The 17,704-nt window shown below is 41.7% G+C and carries 20 protein-coding genes and 1 tRNA gene; 11 read left to right on the top strand and 10 right to left on the bottom strand.

What is annotated here, in order from left to right:
• Positions 1 to 18 precede the first annotated feature (18 nt).
• Entirely contained in the window at positions 19 to 471 is a 453-nt protein-coding gene (locus ES754_RS09800; protein ID WP_147224015.1) for an Mpo1 family 2-hydroxy fatty acid dioxygenase, read from the top strand.
• A 167-nt stretch (positions 472 to 638) separates the two neighbouring features.
• On the opposite strand, the gene ES754_RS09795 is transcribed toward ES754_RS09800, so the two are convergent.
• Both ES754_RS09795 and ES754_RS09790 read right to left on the bottom strand, forming a co-directional pair.
• Entirely contained in the window at positions 639 to 1,433 is a 795-nt protein-coding gene (locus ES754_RS09795) for a glucose 1-dehydrogenase (protein WP_147224014.1), read from the bottom strand.
• A gap of 428 nt (positions 1,434 to 1,861) precedes the next feature.
• Positions 1,862 to 1,936: transfer RNA gene (locus ES754_RS09790), tRNA-Gly, on the bottom strand.
• 598 nt (positions 1,937 to 2,534) lie between these two features.
• Here ES754_RS09790 and ES754_RS09785 point away from each other — a divergent pair.
• The 4 genes from ES754_RS09785 to ES754_RS09770 all read left to right on the top strand — a co-directional run bounded on the left by ES754_RS09785 (position 2,535) and on the right by ES754_RS09770 (position 4,782).
• Positions 2,535 to 3,347: a M48 family metallopeptidase gene (locus tag ES754_RS09785; protein ID WP_147224013.1), complete on the top strand. Its 813-nt coding sequence runs from the start codon at positions 2,535 to 2,537 to the stop codon at positions 3,345 to 3,347.
• Positions 3,348 to 3,516: 169 nt separating this feature from the next.
• Positions 3,517 to 3,873 carry a BolA family protein gene (locus ES754_RS09780; RefSeq protein WP_147224012.1) on the top strand — a complete coding sequence of 119 codons (357 nt, stop codon included), beginning with the start codon at positions 3,517 to 3,519 and terminating at the stop codon, positions 3,871 to 3,873.
• A gap of 67 nt (positions 3,874 to 3,940) precedes the next feature.
• Positions 3,941 to 4,300, top strand: coding sequence for a SirB2 family protein (locus ES754_RS09775; RefSeq protein WP_147224011.1), 360 nt, complete (start codon positions 3,941 to 3,943; stop codon positions 4,298 to 4,300).
• 80 nt (positions 4,301 to 4,380) lie between these two features.
• A complete protein-coding gene (locus tag ES754_RS09770; protein ID WP_147224010.1) occupies positions 4,381 to 4,782 on the top strand; it encodes a hypothetical protein in 402 nt (133 codons plus the stop codon).
• 136 nt (positions 4,783 to 4,918) lie between these two features.
• Here ES754_RS09770 and trxC read toward each other — a convergent pair whose 3' ends face one another.
• From trxC to ES754_RS09755, 3 genes are all read right to left on the bottom strand, one after another.
• The gene (gene trxC / locus ES754_RS09765) at positions 4,919 to 5,356 is read right to left on the bottom strand and encodes a thioredoxin TrxC (protein WP_147224009.1); all 438 of its coding nucleotides are present in this window, start codon (positions 5,354 to 5,356) and stop codon (positions 4,919 to 4,921) included.
• Positions 5,357 to 5,419: 63 nt separating this feature from the next.
• Complete coding sequence (locus ES754_RS09760) at positions 5,420 to 5,602, bottom strand: YgaP family membrane protein (RefSeq protein ID WP_147224008.1); 183 nt, start codon at positions 5,600 to 5,602, stop codon at positions 5,420 to 5,422.
• 250 nt (positions 5,603 to 5,852) lie between these two features.
• Complete coding sequence (locus tag ES754_RS09755) at positions 5,853 to 6,725, bottom strand: MBL fold metallo-hydrolase (protein WP_147224007.1); 873 nt, start codon at positions 6,723 to 6,725, stop codon at positions 5,853 to 5,855.
• Between the two features lie 239 nt (positions 6,726 to 6,964).
• Here ES754_RS09755 and ES754_RS12510 point away from each other — a divergent pair, with 239 nt between their 5' ends.
• From ES754_RS12510 to ES754_RS09735, 4 genes are all read left to right on the top strand, one after another.
• Positions 6,965 to 7,411, top strand: a complete 447-nt coding sequence (locus ES754_RS12510) for an ArsR/SmtB family transcription factor (RefSeq protein WP_420825332.1) — start codon at positions 6,965 to 6,967, stop codon at positions 7,409 to 7,411.
• Between the two features lie 73 nt (positions 7,412 to 7,484).
• Positions 7,485 to 9,194, top strand: coding sequence for a SulP family inorganic anion transporter (locus tag ES754_RS09745; RefSeq protein WP_147224006.1), 1,710 nt, complete (start codon positions 7,485 to 7,487; stop codon positions 9,192 to 9,194).
• Between the two features lie 188 nt (positions 9,195 to 9,382).
• A complete protein-coding gene (locus tag ES754_RS09740) occupies positions 9,383 to 9,709 on the top strand; it encodes a protein tyrosine phosphatase family protein (protein ID WP_147224005.1) in 327 nt (108 codons plus the stop codon).
• Between the two features lie 130 nt (positions 9,710 to 9,839).
• The gene (locus ES754_RS09735; protein WP_147224004.1) at positions 9,840 to 10,172 is read left to right on the top strand and encodes a protein tyrosine phosphatase family protein; all 333 of its coding nucleotides are present in this window, start codon (positions 9,840 to 9,842) and stop codon (positions 10,170 to 10,172) included.
• Positions 10,173 to 10,290: 118 nt separating this feature from the next.
• Here the strand turns inward: ES754_RS09735 and ahpF are convergent, their stop codons facing one another.
• Positions 10,291 to 11,871, bottom strand: a complete 1,581-nt coding sequence (ahpF, locus tag ES754_RS09730) for an alkyl hydroperoxide reductase subunit F (protein WP_147224003.1) — start codon at positions 11,869 to 11,871, stop codon at positions 10,291 to 10,293.
• Between the two features lie 489 nt (positions 11,872 to 12,360).
• Here ahpF and ES754_RS09725 point away from each other — a divergent pair, with 489 nt between their 5' ends.
• Positions 12,361 to 12,609, top strand: a complete 249-nt coding sequence (locus ES754_RS09725; RefSeq protein WP_147224002.1) for an HP1242/YdcH family protein — start codon at positions 12,361 to 12,363, stop codon at positions 12,607 to 12,609.
• A gap of 150 nt (positions 12,610 to 12,759) precedes the next feature.
• On the opposite strand, the gene ahpC is transcribed toward ES754_RS09725, so the two are convergent.
• A complete protein-coding gene (gene ahpC / locus ES754_RS09720) occupies positions 12,760 to 13,326 on the bottom strand; it encodes an alkyl hydroperoxide reductase subunit C (protein WP_147224001.1) in 567 nt (188 codons plus the stop codon).
• A 355-nt stretch (positions 13,327 to 13,681) separates the two neighbouring features.
• On the opposite strand from ahpC, the gene ES754_RS09715 reads away from it, so the two are divergent.
• Entirely contained in the window at positions 13,682 to 14,593 is a 912-nt protein-coding gene (locus tag ES754_RS09715; RefSeq protein ID WP_147224000.1) for a hydrogen peroxide-inducible genes activator, read from the top strand.
• Positions 14,594 to 14,667: 74 nt separating this feature from the next.
• Here ES754_RS09715 and ES754_RS09710 read toward each other — a convergent pair whose 3' ends face one another.
• The 3 genes from ES754_RS09710 to ES754_RS09700 all read right to left on the bottom strand — a co-directional run bounded on the left by ES754_RS09710 (position 14,668) and on the right by ES754_RS09700 (position 17,634).
• Entirely contained in the window at positions 14,668 to 15,273 is a 606-nt protein-coding gene (locus ES754_RS09710) for a methyltransferase domain-containing protein (protein WP_147223999.1), read from the bottom strand.
• A gap of 135 nt (positions 15,274 to 15,408) precedes the next feature.
• Positions 15,409 to 16,089: a M48 family metallopeptidase gene (locus tag ES754_RS09705; RefSeq protein WP_147223998.1), complete on the bottom strand. Its 681-nt coding sequence runs from the start codon at positions 16,087 to 16,089 to the stop codon at positions 15,409 to 15,411.
• A 21-nt stretch (positions 16,090 to 16,110) separates the two neighbouring features.
• The gene (locus tag ES754_RS09700; protein WP_147223997.1) at positions 16,111 to 17,634 is read right to left on the bottom strand and encodes a DUF1513 domain-containing protein; all 1,524 of its coding nucleotides are present in this window, start codon (positions 17,632 to 17,634) and stop codon (positions 16,111 to 16,113) included.
• Positions 17,635 to 17,704: the final 70 nt, after the last annotated feature.

The raw sequence follows: 17,704 nt of genomic DNA, 5'->3' as shown, positions 1-17,704 counted from the left end.
ACTAACAAGGAGGTTAGTATGTCTCGTACTCGTCAACATCGGATGTCAAAACGATCATTGGAACAATGGTTGTCCGAATACGCTGTCAGTCACCAAAACCTGATTAATAAAAAAATTCATTGGTTATGTGTGCCTACTATTTTTATTAGTATTTTAGGTATGGGCATGTCACTATCAGTCTGGTTCACTTTAGTGCTGAGTGCCTTAGTACTGCTATTTTATATGCAACTCTCTACACCGCTATTTATGGCAATGGGAATATTTATCTTGATTTGCCTGTCGGTAATGGCATTTCTACCAGTGGGCTTCAAAGTTTGGGCAGCTGTTTTTATTGTCGCTTGGATTGGGCAGTTCGTTGGACATAAAATTGAAGGTAAAAAACCGTCATTTTTTGAAGATCTACAGTTTTTGTTAATTGGTCCAGCGTGGGTTGCTAATAGCTTGATGAAAGCTACAGGACGTAAAGAGTAAGCAATTTAGAGACCGATAACTTAAGAATAAACTAAAAGTTAGGCAGTAAAAAAGCGCCACCCTGCTCTTGTTATAACAGGAGCGGGGTGGCGCTTTTTATTTGCTAAAACATCATTTAAGAAAAGACTATTTACTTAAAATTAAGCAATTATATATTTATCTAATATTTACTGGTCAAGCGTTTGTACGCCGCCACCATTCACAAAGATAGTCTGACCACTTACCCACTGAGAAATCGGAGATGCAAAATACAGCATAGCACCAGCGATATCATCCGCTTCACCCAAACGATGGATAGGCGTATGAGCAAGCATACTCTTTTCAATCTCTGGGGTTAACACTGTTTTTAGCGCGTCAGTACGAGTGGCACCTGGACCAACCGCATTAATACGCACTTCAGGACCAAAGTCATGGGCTAAATTCGCGACCATATGATTGACTGCTGCTTTTGAGCCTGCATAACCGCTCATGTTTGGATCTTTATTGACACTCGACATTGATGTGGTAAACACGATAGAGCCGTAGCCTGACTCTTTCATGTGTGGTACACATAATTGGCTGAGACGCCAGCCACTAAAGACGTTTAATTCAAAATCGCGACGGATATCATCAACAGATATCTTAGAGGGGTTTTCACGACCACCGCCACCGCCACCAGCGTTATTAATCAAAATATTAATACTGCCAAATTCTGACATCACTTTATCAACCATGGCGACTAAGTCATCGTCTTTTAGAATATTACATTCTACTGCGAGACCTTTAACGCCTAATGCTTCGATATCTTTGATAGCTGCTTTGGCATCATCCAGTTTTAAATCAGCAATCGCAATATTAGCGCCAGCTTGTGCTAAACGTAGCGCCGTTGCTTTACCGATACCATTAGCACCGCCAGTAACGATGGCTGTTTTGCCAGATAAATCGAATAACTCGTTAAATTCTTTATGTTTAAATTCTTGCATCTTAGTACCTCTTATAGTTATTTATTATTAAATCTGCAGACCAAATATGATAGTTATCAATGTTGGTTTTATAATTATAGTCAATCACTATAGCTTGTGACATTGGACGCTATATCACCTCAACCAATACAATATTTATAAATACCATTTTTGTCTGCAAACTTATATATGTATGTGCTTAATATTTGAAAGCCTCACTAGTATGGGCGTCTCATCGCAGTATACTGTGCTACCTTCATGACTTTTTTGTAATTATTATTTGCAACAACTGACGCTAAGTTAATTGTGCTTAGCTGCGACTACTAACTTAAGTAGACTTTAAGTTGTTTAGTTATTACTTATTATTTATTAGCATAGAGCCAAAAACGTTCAGACATAAAAAAAGCCTCACAATGAAGTGAAGCTTTAGTGCTTTTTCAAGCCATATTTGGAGCGGGAAAAGAGATTCGAACTCTCGACCCCAACCTTGGCAAGGTTATGCTCTACCACTGAGCTATTCCCGCTTAATCTATCGTAGAGAACTAATAACAACGTTGTCTCGATAGGCTGGCTATTCTATCAAATATTGTGACGCTGTCAATCTATTTTTTAACTTTACTGTTAGGATTGGAAGAAGGAACTATAAGAATTATCGATATGTTACTTGCATATTATTGATTTTATAGCTATTTTCATGATGTCAATTATTACAATATTTTTTTATTAAAGGGCATGTCACCTTAGTTCAGCACCGTTTATACTCATCAACTATATTTACTTTTAGTTACACATCATCGACACGTAACAAGTTTACTTACAATGACGCGTTATATTGTTACTTTTACTGCACTGGTATTATTTGCGTATCATTATTATACTGACTCCAATTTAATCCCTGCCTTTAGATAAAACCTTATTATCAAATGAGCTCTCTAGAGTCTAACATTCTTGATGTTAGCATCCTAAATTTAAGCATTTATCTTTGTTTAATGATTCAATAGTCCATTAAGCTCTATTTATGAGTTTATATTCAGTAATATCTCTATTGGTATTATCTAATAGTAAACCTAGGTTTTCCCTACTTTTTGTTCAACTTTATATTTTACAGCGAGGATGTTTATTATGAAGAAATTATTGACTACCACAGTGATGGCGGCATCATTATCAGCCCTCACTCTAACTGGTTGTAGTACCACGACGAGTACTGGCGCGGTTGGCGTTGACCGTCAGCAGTTACTATTAGTCTCAAGTGAGCAAGTTCTAGAGCTCTCAGCACAAAGTTATAATAAAAGCATCCAAGAAGCGCGCAAGAAAGGGGTATTAGATACCAATAAAGCACAACTCAATCGCTTAAAAGGTATTGCCGATCGTTTGGTGGGTCAAGTGGGCGTCTATCGTCCTGATGCAGCAAAATGGAACTGGGAAGTGCATACTATTAAGTCTAATGAGCTGAATGCGTTTGTAATGCCGGGTGGGAAAATTATGTTTTATACCGGTATTATTGATCGCTTGACCTTAACGGACGATGAGATTGCAGCAATTATGGGTCACGAGATGGCGCACGCGTTGCGTGAGCACTCACGCGAACGTCTATCACGTGAATACGCAACCCAAACCGGTATCGGTGTTGCTGCTAGCGTCTTTGGCCTTTCTCAAAATCAGGCACAATTAGCTAATTTAGCGGGTGACTTTGGTCTGAGCCGTCCTCACAGTCGTACCCAAGAAAGCGAAGCGGATCAAATTGGTCTAGAGTTAATGGCACGTGCCGGCTACAATCCACAAGCAGCCATTAGCTTATGGCAAAAAATGCAACGTGCCAGCCAAGGCGAGCCACCACAATTTTTAAGTACTCACCCAACGAGCAGCAACCGCATTGCTCAACTGCAATCTTTGATGCCTAAGGTGACACCGCTATATCAAAAAGCACGCCGTTAAGCATTTTTGATATATCATAAGTGCTAAAACAAAGCAGAGCGCAAACGATATATTGCGCTCTGCTTTTTTGTGCTTAAATGATAAGCCCACTACGCTCATATCAGCGTCTGCTATAATGGCTTGATAACTCATTCATACATTGCTTGCCATCACTCGATAAAGGAACGCTATGAGCACCTCTTCTGCCCCTAATAATACTTCCCCTAGATCTGCTCCTACCGCTACTGCCATTAAAGAGGTAGTACAAACCTTACAGCCTCAGCATATCGAATTGATTAATGAGTCCATGAACCATGCTGGTTATTTTGAAGGTAAAGAAAGTCACTTTAAGCTGACCATTGTAAGCGATGCCTTTATTGGCAAGCGTTTGGTCGCACGCCATCAATTGATTTATGATTTGGTAGCAGATTTACTAACGTCACAAGGCGGTAATGTCCATGCACTTGCCATTCATGCTTATACGCCAGACGAGTGGCAAGGTCAAAGCCCTGACAGTCCAAACTGTGCCGGACAAAATGCAAGCTAGTTATCATTTTTATTATTAATCTTCTCTTTAATCTTATAAGCTATAACGGTAAAAGGAATAACGTTTAATGAAACATCTACATATGCTGATGGCAGTCGTGGTCATTGGTCTGTTTTTGTACCAAAGCTATTTGGTTTTAAGCGCTAATAAGCAGACACCGCGCGTGATTAAAATATCCAACCATATTGTCTATGCCTTGGTGTTACTCTCAGGCGCATGGATGCTGTTTCAGCTATTACAGGTTAATGCACCGGTACAATGGGTTATTGCTAAGATGGTCTTATTTGTGGCCGCTATTAGTGCGAGTATCAAGGCCTTCAATCCTCGCGCTACTCCTACCCAGAGCAAAGTTGGTATTCTTATCGCTGCCGTTGCTTATGTCGGTATTGTCATATTGGCGTATGTGAAACCTGAAAACTTATTTTAAATTGGTTTTAAGTACGTTTTAAACTTATCCTAGATTTATTTTGCTATATTAAAACAATACTTTAGCCCTATGGAGCCACTATGAAAACTCTTACTGCAGCGACATTGCTCGCAACAGCCGGCATTTTTGGTCTAACAGGCTGCGCTTCAACTGGCAATATCGCACCGCAATATGTCGCACCAAGCGCTTATCAAGGCTACGATTGCCAAGCACTTAGCCAAGAATATATGCGTGTCAATCGCTATGTTGACGGCACTCGTAAGCAACAATCATCCCTATCTGCCTCAGGCGTAGGGGTTGGGGTGTCCGCTGGACGCTGGGGCATCTCCCCTAATATTAGCTTTGGCGTAGGTAAAAGTAACGATAACAAAGCACGTGATGCTAAGTTATCACGTCTTTACGGGGAGCGTGACGCCATTATCCAATCAGCGCGTATTCAGCGTTGCAGCTTTGCCAATGGCGTAAAAATTTACGGTGAATAAGATTGCGTAAACGCTCTAACGAAATTTTTATTGCCACAATATATACCTATAAAAACGACTCAAAAAAAAGCCAATACTTAAAATAGTGTATTGGCTTTTTTACGCTTAAAACAATAAACTTATAATGGAATAAACCTTACGACTGCAAGCTCTGTACCCATTGCACAATTTGAACCGTAGGCAATGCCCCTGACTGACGAGCAACTTCCTTGCCATTCCTAAATGCCACCATCGTCGGTAAGCTACGGATATTATAAGGCGCAGACGCTTGCTCATACTTATCCGTCTGTACCTTAGCGAATACCACTTTTGGTAGCTGACTGGCCGCTGCCTTAAATTGCGGTGCCATCATCAAACAAGGCTGGCACCAACTCGCCCAAAAATCTACGATCGTTAAGATATCATTTTTTTGAATGACTTTATTTATAGTCTGCGCCGTTAACTCATGCGGGTTTGCCGTCAATAACGGCTCGCCACATTTACCACAATTGGGTGCACTATCCAACTTGGCGGTAGGCACACGGTTGGTCGCTTGACAGTCGGTGCAAACGATATGCAAGTCCTGTTCACTCATATTATAACTCCTATTCTACTCGTCTCTATTTTGGTAATACCTTTAACAGTTATTCATTGCATGCTAGCTTTTACCGGTATTCATACCCAACATCGCGTACAGTGGGCAAAAACGAAATAGTCCCGTTAATAATGGTACCAAACCAATCACACCCCACCAGCTTTGATAGTAAACGCCAATACCGATAATAACAATACCTGCAATAATACGAATCATGCGCTCGGTACTGCCAATATTAATTTTCATGACTGACTCCTTAAAAGATATAAAAAAATTGTTATAAACAAAGGTCATAGATTTGAGCCAGTCATGACGTTAACGCTTAGACTAGCATAACAACGAATCATGTTCGTTCTGTACTTACTTAATATCGTAGCTGCTTACGCTTTATTGCAGACTGTTACTTATTCTCTTAGAAATGACTAGCTTATAAATAGCTACTTATTTTCTTATTAAAACTTAATACTTATTTTATTAACACTTCTTCGTTAGGCAGCTACTGACCCAGCACATTAATTGGTACTTTTAGATATCTTGTGCCATTGGCTTCTGGTTCCGGTAAATTGCCGGCATCAATATTGACTTGTACTGAGGGTATAATCAGCCGTGGCATGTCTAGAGTGGCATCACGGCGCTCACGCATCTCTACAAACTCGGCTTCATTAATGCCATTTTTAACATGAATATTGCCTAATTTCTGCGCGGCAACGGTGGTAGTAGGACAATGCTTGCGACCTTGGCTCGGATAGTCATGACATAAATACATAACCGTATCGTCATTAAGTGCCAATAGTCTTTTGATTGATTGGTATAATGTCTTAGCATCGCCGCCAGGAAAGTCACAACGCGCTGTGCCGACATCGGGTGCAAACATCGTATCCCCAACAAAAACGACGGTTTTTTCATCGTCTGTGGCAATATAAGCCATATCAGCGGGTGTATGTCCCGGTACATGCATCGCTGTAATAGTAATTGCACCCAGCGCTAAGCTATCGCCTTCATCGGTTAGAATATCAAACTGGCTGGCATCGGTACGAAAGCTGGTATCAAAGTTAAAAATTTGCTTAAATATTTTTTGTACTTGGGTTATGTGGCGTCCCATCACCAGCTCCCCGCCCAACGTCTCTTGTAGGTGAATAGCACCTGAGAGATGGTCAGCGTGGGCATGAGTCTCAATAATATAAACCAGCTGCCAGTTTTGACCGCGTACAAACGCAATCACTTCATCAATATCAGCCGTGCTAGTTCTTCCTGATTTAGGGTCAAAGTCTAGCACTGGATCGATTACTGCGCATAACTGCTGCTGAACGTCCGCTAGTACATGGGTATAAGTCTCTGTGTCGCTATGTAAGAAGGAATGAACTTGCATGGCTACCTCACTGTTAACTTTATTTTTAGAATAGATTAATACTTGTTACTGATATTAATATAGCAGCAACCAAACACTTTATCAATTTATATAATGTAAATGAAGATAACTTGATATAATCAGCAATATCATTAATAATTCATTACCTTCTGTATATTAAACCACTTTATAATTTTAAATATTTTTATGAGCAAGCAGGTGGCATATAGTCACCGTTTATCATGACATTGGATGTTAAAATGACCGTAATTAATAAGCCTAAAACCACCGTAACCCCTGGCTCTGTTTCAGATAAGGAGATTCTCCTGAGAACTTTGACCCAAGAATTAGACGTTACTGATGTTGCTCCAACTGGCTTTGCCCCTAGTGAGCTTATTCCAAGCGATCTTGCTGCGCAAATGCAACAAGCATCGATGCAAGCCAGCCAGCTATTAAAATCGTTATCACATCCTGATCGCTTGTTATTACTGTGTCAGCTGACGCAAGGCGAGTACTGCGTTGGCGAGCTTGAGAGCTTAGTGGGTGTCGGACAACCAAGTCTATCGCAGCAGCTGGGTATCTTACGTAAAGATGAGCTGGTGACCACCCGCCGTGAGGGCAAACAGATTTATTATAGTATCGCCAGTGACGATGCCTTAGCCGTACTACAGCTGTTATATCAACGCTTTTGTGGAAAAACTACTTAATGCTGGATTGGTCGTATTTTTTAATATGATGGTAAGATAGTGTGGTATTTATTTAATATAATGATAAATTAATATGGCTACGATTGCTGCTCGTCTGATTCCTCGTTGGCTGCGACAATACCAATTTTCTATACTGCCAACCGATGTGGTCGCGGGGTTAGTGGTAGGTGTGTTGGTCATCCCACAAAGCTTGGGCTACGCGGTGCTAGCAGGTCTGCCGCCCGTTTATGGGCTGTATGCAGCAATTGTTCCGGTTATTGTGTATGCATGGATTGGCTCGAGTAATGTTCAAGCGGTTGGACCCGCTGCCGTTACTGCTATTATGACTGCCAGCGCCTTGCACCCTTATGCGGATCAAGGTGCTGAGCAGTATGTGCTAATGGCGGGTCTGCTTGCGTTAATGGTCGGTGCACTATTGTGGCTTGCAGGACAGCTAAAGCTGGGCTGGATTATGCAATTTATCAGTCGCGGCGTGTCGGCGGGCTTCGTCAGCGGTGCGGCGGTGCTCATCTTTATCAGTCAGCTTAAGTATCTGACTGGTATACCTATCGCTGGTAATGGCTTAGTCGGTTATTTATCCAGCATGCTGATGTATGCTCGTCAATTACATCCACTTACCTTACTTATCGGTGTAAGCGCCTTTACGCTGATGGTGATGAACCGCTACGGCAAGCAATGGGTATGGCAGTCTTGGCTATCACCCACTTATGCTAAATGGGCAGAAAGACTATTTCCACTCATACTCCTTGGCATTGCTATCATCCTGAGTATGAGCTTGCATTGGACGACGAAGGGGGTCGCGACTATCGGCAGTATTCCGCAAGGATTGCCAACATTTACGCTACCCTATTTACCAGACTTTCGTGAAGCGCTAAACTTGCTACCTACCGCGGGTCTAATGGCGCTTATTGCTTTTGTTTCAAGCAGCTCAGTCGCTAGCGCTTACGCACGCCTGCGTGGTGAAACCTTCGATGCCAACCGTGAGCTAACAGGACTAGGTCTTGCTAACCTTGCAGGTGGCTTATTTCAAAGCTTTCCTATCGCTGGTGGCTTTTCACGTACCGCCATCAATGTCGATTCTGGCGCAAAGACGCCACTTGCCAGCCTTGTGACCGTACTAGTGATGGTGATTGCCTTGATAGCATTTGGCAATGCGCTTGCACCCCTACCTTATGCTATTTTGGGTGCAACTATCATGGCGGCTATCATTGGACTGATTGATGTTACGACCTTAAAGTCAGCATGGCAGCGCGATCGCTTGGATGCTGCTAGCTTTATAGCCGCTTTTATCGGCGTATTAGTATTTGGGCTAAATACCGGCTTAATCATTGGCCTCATGGTATCCTTTGCTAGCCTTATCTGGCAGTCTAGCCAGCCGCATGTTGCCATCGTTGGACAACTTGCAGATAGCGGACACTTTCGTAATATCAATCGCCATGACGTAATCACTTATCACAATCTATTGATAATACGTATTGATGAAAGCTTATTTTTTGGCAATAGTGAAGCGGTCCATCGCCGCGTCTTACAAGCCACGCAGCAGTATCCCGAAGCGCACGAAATCATTCTCATCATGGCAGCTGTCAATCATATTGATTTGACTGCACAAGAGATGCTAAGCACCCTAAATAAAGAGCTGGCTATCAAAAACAAGCACTTACACTTTAGCTTTATTAAAGGCCCTGTCATGGATATTATCGGAGAGACACCATTGATGAATGAGTTAACAGGGCAGGTTTATCTAAGTACCATAGATGCGGTGGATGCTTTAAAGGGCATTTAATAGAGTGTTAATTAGAGTTTAATTAATGCAGGTCTTATATTCTAAATTGATACTTGCTGTCTGCCATAAAATACCGTTATGATAGGTTGTTGTTGTGCTACAGGGTAGTCATAATAAGTCATACTTTTGACTATGCCAGTACAACTTATCCCTCTTAATTTCTCTAACGAAAGCATCAGACATTATCTATGACCGACAATCTAACGATTTATAAGCAAATTTATCCTATCCAATGTAGCAAGATAGCTAAGCTTGGCTACCGCTCTGTAATCAATATTCGCCCAGATTCTGAAGCAGAAACGCAGCCTAGCAGCGACGATTTGGCAGTAGCAACCAAGCAGGTAAACTTAGCTTATCATCATCTTCCATTCGACGATGAGCGCCTGAGCATGACGACTGTTGAACAGTTTGCAGAATTTTATCATGCAGTACCTAAGCCAATATTAATGTTTTGCGGCACCGGCGCACGGGCCAAATTATTATACCAAAGTGCCCTAATGCAAGGCTTACTCTAATACTTACATACCTTACCTTTAAAAATAGACCCAATCGGCCTAGGCTTAGCTCGTATATCTAAACCGCTAGATTTAAGTCGCTATATCTTAGTACCTAACTCTTTATATTGATAATAAAAAAGGAGCTCCTATGAGCCATGAAATTAGCATTACCGGTCAAATCACCCCTGATCAAATCCCAATGCTTGCCGAAAACGGTTTTAAAACCATCATCAATAACCGTCCTGATGGTGAAGAAGCCGGACAACCGACCAGTGCTGAAATTGCTGCTGCTGCTAAAAAAGCAGGTCTTGCTTATAAAGAAGTGTCTTTTGCGGGTAATGAGTTAAACCAAAATCACGTAGAAGAATTTGCAGACTTCTTTAATCAAGCTCAGCAACCCGTATTGATATTCTGCCGTACTGGTAATCGCTCAACAGGTATTTATGAAGCTGCGAAGCGCATGGATTTGCTTGATGACTAATAATATCATTTTAGCTTAAAGTTTAAGCTAACCAGTAAACAAAAAAATCCCGACGCCTTCGCATCGGGATTTTTATTTGGGCTTTTTTGTTTAAGCTGACAGAAACTCGGCTTAATCTTTACTGCATCACTAAGTATTCAAACGCTGACAATGCTGCTTTGCTGCCCTCACCCATCGCAATATTAATCTGCTTAAAGGGAACAGTGGTCACGTCACCACAAGCAAAGATGCCTTTGCGATCCGTACGGCAGCGCTCATCAATTTCAATCTCACCGAAACGGTTCATATCAATAAAACCTTTGACGAATCCAGTGTTCGGTATCAAACCAATTTGTACAAATACAGCGGATAAATCAATTTCTTTGGTCTCACCTGAATGACGGTCTTCATAGACGATAGAGCTTACTTTATTATCAGTCGCTTTGATTTCTTTGGTCGCAGCACTCGTAATAATATTGATGTTGGCTTTTTCTTTGGCTTTATTGATCAATACTTGATCTGCTTTTAGCTCATCAGCAAACTCGAATACAGTGACGTTTTTTACGATACCAGCCAAATCAATTGCAGCTTCGATACCTGAGTTACCACCGCCGACGACAGAGACGTCTTTACCTTTAAAGAAAGGACCGTCGCAATGGGCGCAGTAAGCGACGCCTTTACCAATATTTTCTTCTTCACCTGGAACACCCAGTTTACGCCATTGAGCACCTGTCGCTAAAATAATGCTACGAGTTTCAAATATCTCACCAGTATTCAGATGGATGCTATAGTTCTCTTCTTCAGTTTCGCCAATCTCTTTAACACTAACATGCTGTTTTAAAGTGATATTATATTCGTGCAAATGTTTTTCAAAGTTGGTTGATAGCTCAGTACCTGTCGTTAAAGGCACAGAAATCAAGTTTTCGATATCTTGCGTATCTTTTACTTGACCACCGATTCGATCAGCAACCATCGTTACTTTCAAGCCTTTACGAGCGGTGTAAATAGCCGCTGCAATGCCAGCAGGACCTGCACCGATAATAGTCACATCTTGCTGCTCTAACTGCTCAGCGTCGTCTGCACTGCCTTCGCTCAATAAGTCAGGAAACTGCTCCTGCAATTTTCCAATCAGTTTAGCGGTGTCTATTAGACCATTGGCAAACGGTTTGCCATTCAAGAATACCGCAGGTACGCCTTGGATATTGTTGGCATCTACTTGTTCTTGGAATAATGCACCGTCAATCATCTCATTGCTGATATCATCATTTAATAATGCAAATTGATTGAGCGCTTGCACCACTTCTGGGCAACTGTGGCAAGATAATGACACGTAAGTTTGGAACTTTAAGGGTTTATTAAAACGCTTGACCAGTTTTTGGATGCCTTCATCAAGTTTTAAAGTATGACCGCCAGCTTGCAAAATCGCCAAGATGAGCGAGGTAAACTCGTGACCACCAGGAATACCGCTGAACACGATGCCCGTATCCGTCAACTTCCCATCAACATGGCTACGCACAGCAAAGCTAATTGGGCTTGGTAAGCTGGCATCATTTGTATCAACGTCAAAATTAATCTTATCAGTCGTGCCGGCAATGCTAGTCAAAAAATCTATCAATTCTGCACGCTTGCTATGCTCACCTACCCCTAATATAAAGCTAATTGGGCGAGTCATGTTTTCACTGTAGCTCTTTACTGCATCTAATAAGCCTTGGTCTATCATAAGTGTTCCTCATTTTTATTGAATATGTAACGTCAGCGCTATATTTGAACTCAGGCTGCAAGTGTAAAAGTGATTAAGATAATGAAGCTGGTAAACTTAGAGTGTTGATCAGGTTCAGCTCATAACCTTTGATAGCCCTATTATCGGAGGTTATGGTACTTTGGGCAAGCTCAGAAATTCAAATTCAACGTTTTATAAAACAAATCATATTTCAATAATTTATTAGTATTTTAAACCTAATAGCAAATAATAGACATGGTATCAGTATAAATATTTCGCTACAATCGAGAGAGAGCTATAGGTTTGACAGCCTATTTTTCTAGTAAAAAATAAGTTCGTGAGGTACGATTAGTAATATTTTTTAGTTATACTTTTTCCGATACTAAGCCTTACAACAAACAGGTCTCGTAATCATAAACCGTCTTAACTCCCACGCGCTAGTGCTTAATTACTTACTTTAAGCTTGCGCTAAATAACAAGGATGACAACATGAGAAAGACTGACACATGGCAAGATAACAGAGAGATTATTGCTGAACTCAAACAGAAAGACAGCCACTTTGCGACTATTTTTGATGAGCATACTCAGCTCGATCAGCAAATTAATCAGCTTGAGAAAGATTTGGTGACACACGCCAGTCGTGATGAAGAAATTGAAAAAATGAAGCGGCGAAAACTGCACCTCAAAGATGAAATCTATAAAACCATTGATAAAAATAAAGTCAAAAACAGTGCATAATACACAGCCACAATATAAATAAAAACTATAAAAACTTATAAACCTGCATATAAAAAGACCCCATCAACTATCGCTGATGGGGTCTTTTTTAACCTTAACGCATCTAATTACTGACTTTATATAACAAGCAGCTGCTTAGATTTTGCCAACCTAAATTTTACCAACAAGATCAAGACTTGGTTTTAGAGTGGCTTGACCGGCTTCCCATGCTGCTGGGCAAACTTCGCCATCGTTATCACGTACATATTGTGCCGCTTTTGTTTTACGAACCATATCTTTTGCACTACGGCCAATACCACCAGCATGAATCTCAGCAACTTGAACCAAACCATCAGGATCGATTAAGAAAGTACCGCGCTCTGCAAGACCCGCTTCTTCAATCATGACATTAAAGCCACGAGTGATTTTACCAGTAGGATCACCAATCATTGGATACTGTACTTTACCAATAGCGTCTGAAGAATCGTGCCATGCTTTATGAGTGAAATGCGTGTCAGTAGACACTGAATAGACTTCTACGCCTAGGCCTTTAAGCTCTTCATAATGAGCAGCCATGTCTTCCAACTCAGTTGGGCAAACAAAGGTAAAGTCGGCTGGATAAAATAGAAAGATTGCCCAGCTGCCTTTGACGTCATCAGAGGTGATGGTTTTGAATTCGCCGTTAACGAAAGCTTGTGCTGAGAATTCTGGGATTTCTTGATTGATAATAGACGCCATGAGTGGCTCCTTTATTATGAGTGGATTGGACGATTTATCTGATCAGCTTACGGGTTATTTTATCTAAGCGGCTCACGCTGAATCAGACTACATTGCAAACTATACGTGAATTCTATGGTTAATCCAATTAAAAGATTCTAATTTGATGTTTTGTTTTATTAATCTTGTTAAACTAATCTATCAGCCATAAGTGAATATATTACCAGAGGTAAGTCATCTTAACTATTGATACGCAGCGCGGTAATATGTGACTAAAAATTTAATAAAGTACCGATAAAGTGTCAATAAAAATTATTAAAAATCAACAAATAAAAACTATCAAATTCTGCCAAAACCTTATAATAAGAGAGCTATTATGATTACTTTACGTCAACTCGAATTTGCCTTAGCCGTTGCTAAACATCGTCATTTTAAACGTGCTGCCGAAGACTGTAATATCTCCCAATCAGCGCTCAGTTTAGGTATTGCGGAACTTGAGAAACAGCTGGATACCCAAATTTTTGAGCGTAATAACAAGCAAGTACTTATCACCCCGATTGGACAAGATATTCTAACTCGTGCCCAGCGCGTATTTTCCGAAATTAATGATTTGACAACCCGTGCTCAGAGCCATCAAACGCCGCTTGCCTACCCAATGACGGTCGGTATTATTCCCACTATCGCGCCCTATCTGCTCCCTAAAGTACTGCCAGCACTCAGACAGCATTATCCAGAATTTCGTATGACCATCGTTGAGCAACAAACCGAGCGTCTGCTCGAACAGGTACGTTACGGTCATATTGATACGGCTATTATTGCGCTACCTTATGCAGTAGATGGTCTACATAGCTTTGAGTTTTGGGCGGAAGACTTCTTTGCGGTATTCCCGCAAGACGATGTCCATGCCACGCTAAAAACTATTAACTCTGATGAGCTAGCGACTGCTAATCTGATGTTGCTGGGTGAAGGGCACTGTCTAACAGACCAGACGCTATCAGTCTGTCATTTTGACCGTGAGCAGATGAAATCGAGCTTTTCTGATGCCAGCTTAAACACTTTAATCCAAATGGCATTGGCCAATATGGGCACAACTTTAGTACCTGAGATGGCGCTCAATCAGCTGCACTTGCAGAACCAAAACGCAGTAGCGATTCCGTTAGCAGAAGCAGGACCGCATCGACATATTGCTTTTGTGACCCGCTTGAATTATGCCCGTGTTGATGATGTTAATTTATTGGGTGACCTCTTTAAACAAGCTTTAGAACAAGCTACTAAGGTCAATGACTAGCTATTGAAGATGGTCAACCAGCTCAATACTATTTTTTTATTGAAGCCTGATTATTTAATCTCAACTATTTAATACTAACCTTGTTTTTGCATCTTAATAAATAGCTCACTACCCTGACGTGCTGGATTTGAGTTATTACAAGCTTCCATGGTTTCAATATCAAAATACGGTGCAAAACGCTGACGGTACTCGTCTGCACTACCCCCAAATGGTGGCCCTTCACGCTGAAACTCTGTATCAAATAATAGCCCGACTAACTTTCCTGTAGGCTTAAGCAAATTTGCCATTTGTTTGACGTAATCATCACGGCGCGCAGGATTTATTGCACAAAAAAAGGTCTGCTCTAGTATTAAATCAAATTGATATTGCTCAGCTGATAAAGTGAAAAAATCAGCGCAAATAAGATGCTCAGCTGGAAAGCTTGGATAGCGTTTAGCAAAAGCTTGAATAGGTGCTGGGGCAATATCAACTAAAGTTACATTGCTAAAGCCTTGCTCATATAGATAACCTACTTCGTAAGCATTACCAGCGCCTGCCACCAGAATTGCTTGCTGTTTAGCAGACTCAGGCAATTGGTCAATATAAGCCTTTAGTACGGGCGATACTGTACCCATATCCCAACCAGTGATTTCTTGCTCATAACATTGCTGCCAAAAATCAGCTTGCTGCTCATTACTCATATGATATCCTTTTATGATAGAGGCTCTATAATAGATATAAACTTTACAATACAAACTGTTTCGACCGCACAGTTATAGCATAATTTCTATCATATTAGTCTTAGAGAGACCCTTGGCAACGGTTATTGGTTTACTCTAATCCAATTGTCCCGTTTTACCTACCAGCCTATCGTGCCACTGCTGATACTCTGGCATAGCAGTTGCCACCGTTTGCCAAAATGCGCGACTGTGATTGGCATGATGCAGATGACATAGCTCATGAACAATCACATATTCTGTGCATTCAATCGGGTAAGCCGGAAGATAGACGGACAGCCAAATTCGGCGTGCGCGAGTATTGCAGCTGCCCCAACGACTGTGCATCTTTTTGATGCGCACTTCATTGGCATCAGCCCCAACGATAGGTTGCCATTTATCAAACAAAGCAGGCGTGACTTTAGACAACTGCTGGCGGTAATAAATCAGTGTTTCATCATTATTTAAAGTCAAAGATTGTCGCTCGCCCCATAACATAACCGGCGCTAATACTGAAGATGGATTAAGCGTTGATAGTTGTCCGTGTTGCTGTCTGCGCTCATACTGAGCCAATACTTGCGGATGACTGTCTATTGCCCAAGCGACTCGCTTATCAAGTACTTGTGCCATTTCTTTGGTACTAATAGACAGTGGCACTGAGACCATTAAGGTATAAGGTTTAAGGCGAAAGTTAATATTCTTCACACGCTTTTTAGTGACTTGCAGCTCAATACCTGCCGCTGCTAACCGCTGGATTATAGACTCTAATAAAGACGGGGCAAAACCTTGTGGCATTATCATCTATGTCCATACTATTTATCATTAAAGCGCTTGTAAATGATTGTCAAAAGACAGGCTATGCAGATAACTGTTTTTAACAATAGGCTCAGCTTGCTTGTCATTGTCTAGCGCTAATAGGCCTGTCTCTAATAAGCCTGGCCATAAAGTGGTCAATTGACCTTGACCGTCACTGACGATAAAACCTGCGTGCGCGATACTGCTACTGTTACTGGCCAGCACTGATGCCCCTGCACAATCAGGCAATTGCACCTGCCCAATCAGCTCACGGGTATTCAAATCATACAGTGCCGCGCAGCCCCCAATCGGTGTAGTGACGCATAACAGATTATGCTGACTATCTACCGCAACACTGGCAATATACTGATGGAAACGCTGCCATTGATTGTTGGGCATAATTAAGGGTTTAAACTCATTATCACCGCGCTGATGGGTCAACACCAAAGGCACATTAATATGCTTCTCGCCTTGGAATTGAATGCCAATCATCACTGTACCATCATCATGCATCGCCAGATGACGAATGCTCATTTGATTGTGTTCAGGGGTAACTTGTTCTAATAATGTGCCATCATGACGGTTTAGATACGCTAGTGATGGACGCATACTGTCTAAGTTTAACTCCTCGCGGGAGGCTTGTTCCGTTTTGATACCACCATTAGCGATGATGAGGGTTTCACCATCTGGATGCATAATGAGCTCATGTGGACCGATACCTTGGGAGTCAAATTCTGCTACCTTTTGATAGCGGTTATTAACCTCATAAATACCAATTTTACCCGCCAAGCTGACGGTATCATTTTCAGTCACATACAACCGTTTGCCATCTAAACTATAACAAGCATGACCATAAAAATGCCGATCAGTAGCCGCTTTGATAGCGAACTGAACCTGTCCTGTGGCGGTATCTAACACCCAAAAATCAGCGCTTGGACGCCGACCCATCACCACGACATCACGGCGGCTGTGTTTATTAGCTTTATTAACTTCGCCACTTTGACTACTATTTAAACCATTATTAAGCGGTTGCACCACGATATCATGGACGCGCTCAGGCATCGTGGTCTGCCAAACGATTTGACGATCGGCATCAATACCAACGACACCAAAGCCATTAGCGCTTTCTTCACCATTAATCAAAGAAGCAACGTGCGGCATCGACGCCACCCCGCTCACCCAGCAGACCGGACGTGCCAGCATAGTGGTGGTATGTAAGGCAGAAAAATCAGCTATATGACCCTCATTATATTCAGCATTTCTAGCACCGTCATGATAAGCCTGCTGCCATGCAGATGTTGCTTGCTGATAAGCATATTGTAGACGCTCAAACTGCGTAGCAGATATTGACTGGTGTGATATAAACGGCGCGGATGCAAGCGACGTTAACTGAATATTAATACCCATTAAATAGTCTTGCAGGCGTGCGTCTGGTTGCCGCTGCTTACGATAGTAATGGTGCAGACCAACCAATGCGGCTGTGCCCACTGTGGTGGCAAGCGCCGTTAACGCTGAGGTAGACAGCAGCTCATTTATAGCTCGCTTATTCATGGTATTAAAACCTCTCGTTGCTAGAACTGCTGTCTGCCTATTTATCTTTTAATAACTATCACTTAAAGAA

The sequence above is a fragment of the Psychrobacter frigidicola genome (assembly GCF_007997305.1).
GTDB classification, from domain to species: domain Bacteria; phylum Pseudomonadota; class Gammaproteobacteria; order Pseudomonadales; family Moraxellaceae; genus Psychrobacter; species Psychrobacter frigidicola.
This window is presented reverse-complemented; position numbering and strand designations above follow the sequence as displayed.